Origin of the sequence: Paraburkholderia sp. EG304 (genome assembly GCF_046543485.1) — a bacterium.
GTDB lineage: Bacteria > Pseudomonadota > Gammaproteobacteria > Burkholderiales > Burkholderiaceae > Paraburkholderia > Paraburkholderia youngii.
Map to the genome: position 1 here is coordinate 80,601 of NZ_JBKGUA010000013.1, position 11,957 is coordinate 92,557.

Annotated in this window: 11 protein-coding genes; 4 read left to right on the forward strand and 7 right to left on the reverse strand. The window is 66.0% G+C overall.

Annotated elements, in window-relative coordinates; translation table 11 throughout:
* Positions 1 to 126: 126 nt before the first annotated feature.
* The 5 genes from zwf to ACLFKU_RS17690 form a co-directional block, all read right to left on the reverse strand.
* The gene (zwf, locus tag ACLFKU_RS17670) at positions 127 to 1,608 is read right to left on the reverse strand and encodes a glucose-6-phosphate dehydrogenase (RefSeq protein ID WP_368585350.1); all 1,482 of its coding nucleotides are present in this window, start codon (positions 1,606 to 1,608) and stop codon (positions 127 to 129) included.
* A 234-nt stretch (positions 1,609 to 1,842) separates the two neighbouring features.
* Positions 1,843 to 2,775 carry a bifunctional Delta(1)-pyrroline-2-carboxylate/Delta(1)-piperideine-2-carboxylate reductase gene (gene lhpI, locus ACLFKU_RS17675; RefSeq protein WP_410849912.1) on the reverse strand — a complete coding sequence of 311 codons (933 nt, stop codon included), beginning with the start codon at positions 2,773 to 2,775 and terminating at the stop codon, positions 1,843 to 1,845.
* A gap of 83 nt (positions 2,776 to 2,858) precedes the next feature.
* Entirely contained in the window at positions 2,859 to 3,197 is a 339-nt protein-coding gene (locus tag ACLFKU_RS17680; RefSeq protein ID WP_410849913.1) for a hypothetical protein, read from the reverse strand.
* Positions 3,198 to 3,286: 89 nt separating this feature from the next.
* A complete protein-coding gene (locus ACLFKU_RS17685) occupies positions 3,287 to 3,919 on the reverse strand; it encodes a C39 family peptidase (RefSeq protein ID WP_410849914.1) in 633 nt (210 codons plus the stop codon).
* 47 nt (positions 3,920 to 3,966) lie between these two features.
* A complete protein-coding gene (locus ACLFKU_RS17690; RefSeq protein WP_410849915.1) occupies positions 3,967 to 5,307 on the reverse strand; it encodes an NAD(P)/FAD-dependent oxidoreductase in 1,341 nt (446 codons plus the stop codon).
* Positions 5,308 to 5,537: 230 nt separating this feature from the next.
* Between ACLFKU_RS17690 and ACLFKU_RS17695 the strand changes: the two genes are divergently transcribed.
* From ACLFKU_RS17695 to ACLFKU_RS17705, 3 genes are all read left to right on the forward strand, one after another.
* Positions 5,538 to 5,792 carry a helix-turn-helix domain-containing protein gene (locus ACLFKU_RS17695; protein ID WP_410849916.1) on the forward strand — a complete coding sequence of 85 codons (255 nt, stop codon included), beginning with the start codon at positions 5,538 to 5,540 and terminating at the stop codon, positions 5,790 to 5,792.
* A gap of 1 nt (position 5,793) precedes the next feature.
* Positions 5,794 to 7,134: a type II toxin-antitoxin system HipA family toxin gene (locus ACLFKU_RS17700; RefSeq protein ID WP_410849917.1), complete on the forward strand. Its 1,341-nt coding sequence runs from the start codon at positions 5,794 to 5,796 to the stop codon at positions 7,132 to 7,134.
* Positions 7,135 to 7,446: 312 nt separating this feature from the next.
* A complete protein-coding gene (locus ACLFKU_RS17705) occupies positions 7,447 to 8,301 on the forward strand; it encodes a helix-turn-helix domain-containing protein (RefSeq protein ID WP_152853852.1) in 855 nt (284 codons plus the stop codon).
* Between the two features lie 27 nt (positions 8,302 to 8,328).
* Here the strand turns inward: ACLFKU_RS17705 and ACLFKU_RS17710 are convergent, their stop codons facing one another.
* A complete protein-coding gene (locus tag ACLFKU_RS17710) occupies positions 8,329 to 10,176 on the reverse strand; it encodes a hybrid sensor histidine kinase/response regulator (RefSeq protein ID WP_410849918.1) in 1,848 nt (615 codons plus the stop codon).
* Complete coding sequence (locus ACLFKU_RS17715; RefSeq protein WP_410849919.1) at positions 10,146 to 10,715, reverse strand: molybdopterin-dependent oxidoreductase; 570 nt, start codon at positions 10,713 to 10,715, stop codon at positions 10,146 to 10,148. The genes ACLFKU_RS17710 and ACLFKU_RS17715 overlap by 31 nt, the downstream gene beginning before the upstream one ends.
* A gap of 267 nt (positions 10,716 to 10,982) precedes the next feature.
* On the opposite strand from ACLFKU_RS17715, the gene ACLFKU_RS17720 reads away from it, so the two are divergent.
* Positions 10,983 to 11,930: a phosphoribosyltransferase family protein gene (locus tag ACLFKU_RS17720; protein ID WP_368585341.1), complete on the forward strand. Its 948-nt coding sequence runs from the start codon at positions 10,983 to 10,985 to the stop codon at positions 11,928 to 11,930.
* Positions 11,931 to 11,957: the final 27 nt, after the last annotated feature.

Here is an 11,957-nt window from a genome sequence, read left to right on the forward strand (position 1 = left end):
TCATCATAGGCGCAAGCCCTATGAATGACGAACAATCAACGCGCCAGCGACAGCGCAAGCAAAAGCGGCTCGCGACGCCACTGCAACGTCGCGAGCCGCCTCGTATAGCGTGCTGTCAAAAGCCTGTTACTGCGATTCCTCCGCCCACACGGCGTTCTCCCGCGTCATCAGCGAGGTCGATGCCGCCGGTCCGAACGTGCCCGCCGAATACGAGCGCGGCCGCTCGCCCGACTTCGCCCAGCCGTCGAGAATCGGCTCGGCCCACGCCCATGCCGCTTCGAGTTCGTCGCGGCGCATGAAGTGCGTGAGCCGTCCGCGGATCACATCGATCAGCAGCCGCTCATAGGCTTCCGCGCGACGCTCGGTGAACGCCTGCTGCAGGTCCAGGTTCAGGTTCACCGGCACCATGTGCATGCCGCTGCCGGGTTCTTTCGCGAGCACCTGCAGCTGGATCGACTCTTCCGGTTGCAACTGGATCACCAGACGATTGCCATAGGTGCGTCCATTGCTCGGAATGATCGAGAACGGCAGCTCGGAGAATTCGATGACGATCTCCGACAGCTTCTTCTGCATCCGCTTGCCGGTGCGCAGGAAGAACGGCACGTTGGCCCAGCGCCAGTTGTTGATCCGCGCGCGCAATGCGACGAAGGTTTCGGCGCGGCTGCCCGGCGGCACGTTTTCTTCCTCGAGGTAGCCCTTGACCGCCTCGCCATCGACCGCGCCCGCCGTGTACTGGCCGCGCACCGTGTCGCGCGCGATGTCCTCGGGCGTCATCGGCCGCAGCGAGCGCAGCACCTTCAGCTTTTCGTCGCGCACCGCGTCGGGATCGAGCGACACCGGCGGCTCCATCGCGACGATGCACAGCAGTTGCAGCAGGTGGTTCTGCACCATGTCGCGCAGCGCGCCGGTCTTGTCGTAGAACCCCGCGCGAGTGCCCACGCCGACCGTTTCGGCCACCGTGATCTGCACGCTCTTGATGTACGGCGCCTGCCACAGCGGCCCGAAAATCGGATTGCCGAAGCGCAGCACCATCAGGTTCTGCACGGTTTCCTTGCCGAGGTAGTGGTCGATCCGGTAGATCTGCGATTCTTCGAAATGCTTGCCGACCGCGTTGTTGATTTCCTGTGCGGACGCGAGATCGTGGCCGAGCGGCTTTTCGAGCACCACGCGCGAATGGCTGTCAACGAGCCCGGCCGCCGACAGGTTGTCGCAGATATTGGTGAACAGATCCGGCGACGTCGCCAGATAGAACACACGGTTCACGCCGTCGCGCGACGCTTCCTTCAGGCGCAGGTAGTCCTCGCGCGAATCGACGTCCATCCGCACGTATTCGAAAATCGCGAGAAATTTGTCCCACGCGGATGCATCGAACGCCTTCTTGTCGATGAAGGGCTTGGCCTTCTGCTCCATGAATTCGCTGATGTATTCCTCGCGCGACCAGGGCTTGCGCCCGATCGTCAGAATGCGGGTGTCCGGCGGCAGATTGCAGTGCAGATGCGCCATATACAGCGCGGGCAGCAGCTTGCGGAACGACAGGTCGCCGGTGCCGCCGAAGATGATCATGTCGAGCGGCAGGTCGGGTGTGGCAGGAGCTTGTTGGGTCGTCATGGCACGGTCGCAGCGTCTAGGGGGAAGGCGTCGATCAGGAATCGGCGGCGGGCGGACGGGCTAAAGCTCACGTCCGGTATGGCGCTTTTTCCGGCAAACATCTATGGTGCAACGTTTTGAGATAGTTTGCACGGCAACATCTGCCGCAGGTTAGCGCAAGTTGCCAAGCTTGCGCGCCACATGGTTGTTTTTTCGGGATATTTTGCGTGATTTTGGCGGGTGGACCGCTAACGATCAGCCGCGCGCCAGCGCCTCTCGCGCGACCCGGCACGCGGCCAGATCCCACGCCGCGCAGCCGACGCTCTTGAACACCACGGGTCCCGCCGGCACCGGCTGCGTCTCACCGAGCACCGCGGCGATCGCGCCCACCCGCGCCCAGTCAACGCCGGCCTGAATGAAATCGCCGGCCTCGTGCTTGGCGCCGGCCTCGTCGTCGACGTACAGCGCGCTGCCCGCGATCGTCGTCGCGCCGATCTCGACCATCTGCGGCGTGAAAGCGCCGACGCCGATCACGAGCCGCTCCGCGCGCGCCGTCTCGTCGTAGACCGGCTGTTTGCTGGTGGTCAACGCAATCACGACCTCGACCGAAGCCGGAATCGTCGCGCCGGCTTTCGCGAGCGGCCGCAACTCACGCACCTTGCCGCGCTGCGCCGCGCAGAACGCCTCGTCGCGGGCGGGCGCGCTGCCCTTGACCCACACGAGCGCGTCGGGAAACAGTTCGCCGATCGCTTCCAGATGATTGAGCGCCTGCGTGCCGGTGCCTATCAGCAGGAATTCGCGCGGCGTGCGCGCGGCGAACGTCGCGATGCCGAGCATCGACATCGCCGCGGTCCGGCGGCCCGTCACGGTCGGACCGTCGAGGACGAACAGCGTCTCGCCGGTATCGGCATCGAAGGCCATGACCTGGCCGTGGATCGTCGGCAGATCGCGCGCGCCGTTGGTCGCGCACACGTTGACGAGCTTGTGGATGGCCAGATCGGGCGCGGTGGCGGGCATCGACAGCATGATGCCGCCGGCATTCAGCGGCACGACGAGCCGCTCGGGGCTCACGATGCGTCGTTGCGCGTAGTCGATGCTTGCGCGCCGTAATGCGTCGACAAGCGCTGCAAAAGGCATCAGCCGCGCGGTGGCGGCGGCGTCGAAGATCTGCGTGGTCGGGCGGGTCATGGGCGGGACGGTCCAATGCTGGATCAAGTGGGCATGGCGTCACCGTAACCGAGCGCAGAAAAATTGACTAGTCGTGTGGGCGTCTACTTGCCGCCGTTACCGTCGCGGTTCTGGTCGCGGTTCTGGTCGCGGTTCTGGTCGCGGTTCTGGTCGCGGTTCTGGTCGCGGTTCTGATCGCGGTTCTGATCGCCGTTCTTGCCGTTGCCGTTGCCGAACATCGCCCGACACGCGGGGCTCAGTTCGTCGAGGTGCCGCTTCATGCAGGCGATGATCTTCGCCCGGTGCGGAATCTCCGAAGCGCAAAAATGGAACGCATCGTGACGGCACGCATGGGCCTGTTCTTCGCGGGTCGCGGCATGCGCGGCGCCGGCAGCGTCGAGCACGACGAGGCCGGCAGCAAGCAGACGGAAAGCTCGATTCATGGAAGATCCGATCGGTCGCACGTCGAAGATGCTGCATTAGCAGGAAACAGACCCGAATCGCGAACGCCGCGTCATGCCCGGCGCGCCAGCTAGCTCATGCTGCGGCCGAGCGTCATCCCACGCCCTGCATAGAAACGCGACATCGTCGTGAACGGCAGGTACACGTCGGACTGGTGCGGCGCGACGCCCGACGGGTTATGGAACCAGACGCCGTCGCGATCCCGCCCGTGCAGCAGGACCAGATGACCGCCCCGCTGCCGGTTCGGCCGCTCCGGATAGCGGATCTCGGGGCTCACCGACACGATCGCGAGCGTATCGGCGTCGAGCCGCGCCGCGATCTCCTCGAGCGACGCCTGCGGCAGCACGTCGATGTCGAGGCCGAAGGCCGGGCCCGCCCAGTCGGCGAACGGCCGGTAGATCAGACCGTCGACGCCGCCATCGTCGCGCAGCCGATACACGCCGTGCCGCAGCGCGTCGTCGAGCAATGCGGCGCGCGGCGCGTGATCGATGCCCCAGTAGTCGAGCGCCGATTCGAGGCACGTCAGCCCGCACAGGCGTTGCGCCCAGAAACGATAGCGCTCGGGGTCGGCGAAACCGCTGCGCTGCCAGTGCGGGTCTTCGCACGGATCGCGCTGCCGTTCGACGATGTCGCGCACCCACTCGGGGCTGCCCCATTGCGTGTAGTACGGAACATCGGCGTGGCGGAGAACGGGTTCGGTCATCGGTGGTATCGATCGGGTTGAGTTGGGTTGGGTCGCGTTGCGCGCGGTTACAGCATGCTGCGCGGCCGCTTCATCGTGCCGTCGAAGAAACGCTGCAATCGGAACGCCGACAGATCGAGCGACGCGTTGCCGCCATCGTTGAGTTCAGCGAGCAGCTTGCCGACGATCGGCCCCATCGCGAACCCATGTCCGCAGAAGCCGGTCGCGATCGTCAGGCCTGGGACCTGCGGCGGCGCATCGATGACCGGAATGCCATCGGGCAACACGTCGATCAGCCCGGCCCACGCTTCGACCACCTGGGCGTCGCGCAACGCCGGAAACAGCGCGCGCAGCTTTTTCAGCGCGCGCGGCGCGTGGCTCGGATTCGGCTGCGGATGCGGGTCGCGCGGATAAATCCCACGTTCGGCGTCGGGCACGCCGCCCGGCAGGCGCTCGCGCAGATCGCGCAGACAGGCGCCGTTCAGATGGAAGCTGAACTTCTCGCGCTGGGTCCACAGCTCGGGCAGAAACCATTTGAGCGCGCGGAAATGGCCGAGCGTCATGTCGACGTCGACCTGCATGTCGTCGGCGAGGTTGATCGCGCCGTTCGCGCGCTGCCGGATGCCGAGGCCGTGGCCCCAGAACGTCGACGCCGTGATCGGCGGCAGCGGATTGGTGCGCATGCAGGTACCGCGCACCGCCTGCTGCGGCAGTTCGAGACCGAGCGTCCTGAGGAGCCGCCAGCTGCTCGCGCCGGCCGCGCAGATCAGACGCGAGGTACGAATCGTGCCGCGCTCGGTGAGCACACCGGCGATCGCGCGGCCCGCGCGTTCGACGCCCACCACCCCGCAGCCCTCGAAAAACAGCGCGCCGGCTTCGGCCGCGCGGGCCGCGAACGCCGCGGCGGCACGGCGCGGTTCGGCCTGGCCGTCGCTCGGCGTGTACAGGCCGCCGAGCGCGGGGCCCTGCATGCCGCTGACGACGGCGTCGATCTGCCCGCGGTCGAGCGTGCGGGTGTCGAGGCCATACTGACGCGCGACTTCGAGCCATTGCTGGAACGAAGTCCAGTCTTCGTCATTGGTCGCGACGTACAGGCAACCGCCCTGGCGCCATTCGAGATCGAAATTCAGCTCACGCTCGAGTTCTTTCCACAATGGAATGCTCGCCATCATCAGCGGCACCTCGGCGGCCTCGCGACCCTGCTGACGCACGAAGCCCCATGCGCGCGACGACTGCTGCCCGGCGATCCGCGACTTGTCGAGCACCACCGCCGACAGGCCGCGCCGCGCCAGGTAATAAGCGGCCGCGCAGCCCATGATGCCGGCACCGGCGATCACGACGTCGGCGCGGCTGGGAAACGGTTGGTCGGCGGGCGTGAAGGTCGAGTGCAGTGGGTAAGTCGTGGTCATTGGTTGGGCGGGTTGGAGACGTGGGCGTCATCTTCGCAGTGGCGGCCATTGTCCGCAATGCCGCGTGAGTTCGGCACCGCTGCAGGTCGCAGCCGGGACGGCAGCCGGCTCCTGGCGGAATCCCCAGTTATCCGTCAAACGGATATTGGTCGATTATCTGTCAGGCAAATATTTGACAAATATTCGTGTAACGCATAAATTGCGTTTATTCGTCTCGCAGATAATCCGCCATGCTCCATCTGATCACCACGTCGGACCAGCTCGCGCAGCTGCTAGCGGCCAGCCGCCGCCAAGCCGGCTTCACGCAGACCGAGGCGGCCGCGCGCGTCGGCGTGAGCCAAAGCCGCATTTCCGCGCTCGAAACCGATGCGAGCGGGCTCACGCTCACCCAGCTGCTCGCGCTGTGCGGCGTCTACGGCCTGCAACTGCAGTTGCGCGACAAAAATCAGCCGGGCGCCGAGCCGGCACCGAACGTCGAGTGGTGAGATGGCCCGGCAAACCGCCTCGAAGGCATTGTCGGTGTGGGCCAACGGCGAGCGCGTCGGCGTCTGGCGCCTGCCCGCGCGCGGCCCGATGGAGTTCGCCTACGACGCCGCCTGGATCGCGTCGCCCGCGGGTCGTCCGCTGTCGCTGTCGCTGCCGTTCACACCCGGCAACATGGCGCACAAAGGGCCGCGGGTGCTGAACTACTTCGACAACCTGCTGCCCGACAGCGACGCTATCCGCAAACGCATCGCGCAGCGCTACCGGACCGAAACGCTCGACGCGTTCGACTTGCTGCGGGCCATCGGCCGCGACTGCGTCGGCGCGGTCCAGCTGCTCGGCGAAGACGACGCGCCGGCCGGGGTTCAGCGCATCGAAGGCACGCCGCTTTCCGACGACGACATCGAGGCGCTGCTCGCGCAAACGGTGGGCAAACCGACGCTCGGCGCGCCCGACGAACCCGACGACTTCCGCATCTCGCTCGCCGGCGCGCAGGAGAAAACCGCGCTGCTGTGGCACGACGGCCAGTGGCAGCGGCCGCACGGCGCGACCCCGACCACGCATATCTTCAAGCTGCCGTTGGGGCTGGTCGGCAACCGGCTCGCCGATCTGAGCACGTCGGTCGAAAACGAGTGGCTGTGCATGCGGATTCTGCGCGCGTTCGGCCTGCCGGTCGCGAACACCGAGGTCCTCAGCTTTGGCCGGCAGCGCGTGCTCGCCGTCGAACGCTTCGACCGGCAGATGCATTCGAGCGGCACCTGGCTATTGCGTTTGCCGCAGGAAGACTTCTGCCAGGTGTACGGCGTGCCGTCGCATCGCAAGTACGAGAACGAGGGCGGCCCCGGCGTGCTCGACCTCGCGCGGATTCTGCAGCAGTCGGTCGACGCGCGGCAGGACCTCGAGACCCTGCTCGCGAGCCAGATCCTGTTCTGGATGCTGGCCGCGCCGGACGGCCACGCGAAGAACTTCAGCATCCGTCTGCTCGCGGGCGGCCAGTACCGTCTGACGCCGCTTTACGACGTAATGTCGATCTGGCCGGTCGAAGGCAATGGCCCGAACCAGTGGTCGTGGTACAAGGCACGGCTCGCGATGGGTCTGTGGTCGCGCAGCAAGCACGATGCGTTTCGCGATGTGCAGCGGCGTCATTTCAACGCGATGGCGTTGAAGTGTTCGTATGGCGCCAACGCCGAACCGCTGATCCAGCGTCTGATCGAACAGACGCCCGGCGTGATCGAGCGGGTGTCGGCGGAATTGCCCGAGCGCTTTCCGGGCAAGGTCGCCGAGCGGATTTTTAAAGGACTTCAAAACTCGGCGGCCCGGCTCGACACGATGCCGGCAAGCTGAACGCTTCGCGGCCGGAAGCCGGAACCGTTGGCTTGCGCACAACTCATTCGTGGATTCCCTACGGTTTCGTCATCGTTTCACCGGTAGAATGCTTTTTAATGCTCAATGCATCAAAAGTCACCCGCGCGACGGCTGCGTCGCTTGCATTAGCGGCCTCGGCGACGGTCTGACAAAATCATAAACAGTGAATTTTTTTACGGTACATTTGCTGTCCCCGCGTGGCCGATTCATGCGCATTGCATGCGCAAGGTCGGTTTGCGCCTGTCGACCGCGTACCACTTGTACCTTTTAACTCGCGGATTTTCACGCCGTATGGCCAACGAAACACACTCACCGGACTCCATCGCGGTTGCCGAGCGCGTGCGCGAGTTGATGAGCCGGCATGGAATCGGCAAGCGCCAGCAAACCACGGAGCTATGCCGCATCCTCGATCTGAGTTTTTCTCAGGGGCACCGCAAACTGCGCGGCAATAGCCCATGGACGCTGTCGCAGATCAAGAAAGTCGCCGAGGTATTCGACGAACCCGCGGCGCAGCTGTTCGGCGCGCAGTCGCTCGATCCGGGCGTGGTCGGCGCGATCGCCCAGGAGGCGGTGTTCTGCATCGGCGCGACCGAAATCGCCTGTACCGCGTGGGTCGGCGCCGCGCTGGAACCGGGCAGCCGTCCGGAGTTCGTCGCCTATTCGCGGCTCGGTCAATGGCGTGTCTCGCGTCATGATGGCGCGCTGTATCAGAGCGCCTATGAAGTCCACAAGATCGAGATCTACCCGCGCCGCGCCGAAACCGACAAGCCTGCGATCGCGGTCGTCGACGACGATTGCGCGAGCGCCGATAACCTGCGCGACTATCTGGAGCGCAGCGGCTTCACGGCGGTCGCGATCTATGGGCTCGCCGCCTTCAGCGAGCAGTTGCAAACGCAGGTGTTCGACGGCGTGATCATCGACTGGCTGTTCGGCTCGCAGACCTCGGCGGCCGCGATTCGCGCGGTGCGCGCGTCGGAGAACCCGGACGCGCCGATCTTCGTGCTGACCGGCGAGCTGCTGACCGGCAAGGCCAGCGAATCGGAGATCAGCGAGGTGATCCGCGATTACGACGTCGCGTGCTATGAGAAGCCCGCGCGCATGGCGATCCTCGTCGCCGATCTGTCGAAACGGCTGAACCGCCCCTGAACCGCGCGCGGCCCCCCCCTCGCGCCCTCACGCCTGATGCCGCGCCGCCAGCGCGCGCTGCAGCGCGTGCTTCAGATCCTCGTAATGGACCGGCTTTAAGAGCGCCTCGAACACCCACGGCGCGCCCGTTACGCCACCTTCCTCATCCCGCACGACCTCCGGTGCGTACGCGCTGACCACGATCACCGGCACGCCCGCCGACGGTCCGCCGCGCGCCGCGAAGTCCTCGAGAAACGTGTAGCCGTCGCGCTCCGGCATATGCAGATCGAGCAGCACCACTTCGCAGCGGTGTGTATCGAGCCACGCGAGCGCGTCGTTGGCATTGCCGAGTGCGAGCGAGTCGTAGCCCATATGCGCGACCATCTCGCTGAGTGACTCGCGGATCAGGCGGTTATCGTCGATGATCAGCACGCACGGTTGCGCGCCGTCCGGCTCGGCTTGCGCCGCGACGTCGGCCGGCTCGATGGTGGCGACCGGCACGACCGGAATCGTCACGGTGAAGCGGGTGCCCTCGCCGACCGTGCTCGCGACATCCACGGTGCCGCCGAACAGCTTGACGAGCCCTTGCACGATCGTGAGCCCCATGCCGGCGCCTTCGAAACGGCGCGTGCGCTTCGCGTCGAGCTGAGTGAACTCCTCGAAGATCAATGGGATTTGCTCGGACGGCACGCCCGGTCCCGTATCGCTGACGACGAAAACCAGCAGCGCCGGCTGCTGGCGCAGCTCGATGCGCACCGTGCCGGTCTCGGTGTAGCGGATCGCGTTGGTGACGAGGTTGTTGACGATCTGCCGGATGCGGTGCGGGTCCGACTCGACCAGCCCGCGCGCGCCGCTCGCCTCGCTTTCGAGCTTCAGGCCGCGCGCCTTGGCGGACATCGTGTGTTCATCGACGATCGACGCCAGCAGCTCGCGCGGCTCGAAATGCTGGTGCCGCAGTTCGAGCTTGCCGGCGCCGAGGCGCGCGTAGTCGGTCAGGTCCTTCATCTGCGCTTCGAGATGGCGCGCCGCGGTTTCGAGCCGCTGGATCACCTTGCGGTCGGCCTCCGAGTGATAGTGGAAGCCGAGCAGTTCCACCGACGACACGATCGCATGCAACGGCGTGCGCAGCTCATGGCTGATCATGCCGAGAAACGCATCCTTCGCGAGGCTCGCCTCGCGCGCCGCGCGGCTCGCCTGATGCTCGGCTTCCAGCGCCGCGCGCTGCTGGCGCATGAGCCGCGTGCGGCGCCGGCCGTTGAGCACGAGCAGCAGCGTCGCCGCCGCCGACAGCAACAGCAGCACCAGACCGCCCGCGAACAGGATGCGGCGCTTGTCGATGAAATCGCGATTCATCGCCTCGCGGTCGGCGACATCGGCGAAACGGCGCGACAGCGCCAGATCGTTGACCTCGCTCCAGTGCTGGCGCAGCTGCGCGCCGATCCGCGCGGCATGGGTGCGGTCGCGCGGCAGTACGTCGATCTCGGGCTGGATGTCGTCGAGCATATCCTCGAGCGTCTTGATTTCGTCGATCTGCCGTTGCAACAGAGCGAGCTGCGTGGAGAGCCGCTGCGTCGAACCGGCCATCACGCGCAGCTTCGATTGCAGCAGCTGAAAGCGCAGCAGCAGCCGCTGATAGTCGTCGTCGGCGCCGGACTGATACAGCAGCAGCTGATTCTCGAAGCGGGCGTAGGCGATCTGCAGCTGTGCGGCGTCCCAGTAGAAACCGTCGTAGGTGCCGGTCAACTGCTCGGTCGCGCGCGGGTTCAACAGGTTCGCATACAGCAGATAGCCGATCGCGCCGACGGGCGCGGCGAGCGCCATCAGCCAGATCAGCACGTACATTGCGCGCCGCCATGGACGGCGCGCTATTTGACGATGAGGGCCTTGATCTGCCATACGAATTTCGAGTCGCCGACCGCGCCAGTCAGTTCATCCGGAAAAGCATCGCGCGGATAGATCAGAAACAGCGGCCCGAAGTCGCTGAGTTTCAGGCGCTGGCCGTTCATGCTGTACGCGACGATCACGCCGTAGCGGTCGCAGTCCGCGACCGGCACGGTGTAGGTGTAATCGTCGTAGGTGTGAAGCTCGATTTCGGTGCCGCGCGCGCCGACGGCCTTCAGGATGTCGGCGAGCCTGGGACCGGCGAACGTCGAGCGCGGTGTCCAGGTGGTCGAAGTCGTGATCGTATGCACGGGCAGCGCGAGCAGTTGAGCCTCGTCGAAGTGATAGCTGCGATGCGCGGCGTCGTTGGTGTTGGCGATCTTGCCCTCGACGTCGAGCGCCAGCGCCGGCGACTGCCGCACGCCCGGCTGCGCATGCGCGCCATAGACAGTAAGCCCGACGATCAGTCCCGCGAGCCCCGTCAGCCAGCGCATCCGCCAGCGCACACCAGTTCCGCCGGCTGCATCGCGCAGCGTTGCAATCAGGTTGGCCATTTGCTTTTTTTATCCGTTCTAGTTGATTCGCCGGACCATGGGCGGCGCCACGGTCAGCCGATCTTATGCCACGCGAAGTGTTGCGCGATACCCAGCAGCCAAACGCGTACCACCCCGACACGCGACCTTTGACCCGCATGCATAATATCGCCAAAATGCGCTGACTCAAAAACGGGGACCCGCGATGTCGCGCCAGTGCGTCGGCGAGCAACGCACGCCTCCCCGCGGACCAATGCCTTCCATCGCGCCAACGGCGCCTCGATAGTCATGAACAAGCCGGTCTTGCCTCTGACGTACGAACAGCTCGATCACTGGATCGAATCGCTGCAACCCGCGTTGCTCGCCGAGCGTTTCACGATGGCGCTCGGCATTCTGCGCGGCGGCGCGCCGCTCGCGCTGATGGTGTCGCACGCGGTCGGCGCGTCGGTCGCGTTCCTGCGCTACGACCGCCAGACGCGCGCGGTCGCATGGGATTCGACGCTGCCGATCCCGCCCGCCGGCTCGAAAGTGCTGCTGTGCGAGGACATCGCCGGACGCGGTTTTACGCTCGCCGATTGCATCGCGTTCCTGCAGTCGCACGGGCTCGAAGTCAAAACGCTGACCGCCGCGGTCGATGAACTGAGCCGCGTGCAGCCCGACTACGCGATCGACGCGCGCGGCTACTTCGCCCTCTTTCCATGGGAGCGCCAGGCGTACACCGAGCGCTATCGCGACGACTGGGCGCGCGTCGAAGCCGGCGCGGCGCCGGCGATGGCCAACGACCACGAATACGCGGCGTACGCGATCGACCTCGACGGCATCCTGCTGCCCGACGTACCGCTCGCGCGCTACGACGAAGACCTCGCCGGCGCGCTCGCCGAGCGCGACGCGCTGCTGCCTTTCGAGGTGCTGCCGGGCATCGACCTGCAGCACGTGCGCACGATCATCACGGGTCGACCGGAGATGGATCGCGCGCGCACCGAAGCGTGGCTCGCGCGACACGGCTTCGCTCACATGCAACTGGTGATGCGCGCGACCGGCCTGCACGACGACAGCCCGTCCGGGGCGGCCGCGCACAAGGCGAGCGCGGCGCTGCGCGCGGGTGTCACGCACTTCGTCGAAAGCGATCCGGTGCAGGCGCTGCTGATCGCGCAGCAAGCGCCTTTGTTGCGCGTGATCTGGTGGGATGCGCTGACGCGCACGGGGATGCTGGTGAGCGCAAGGGCGTGGAGCTGAGTTGAGTTGATCTGAGCTCAGCGTTCT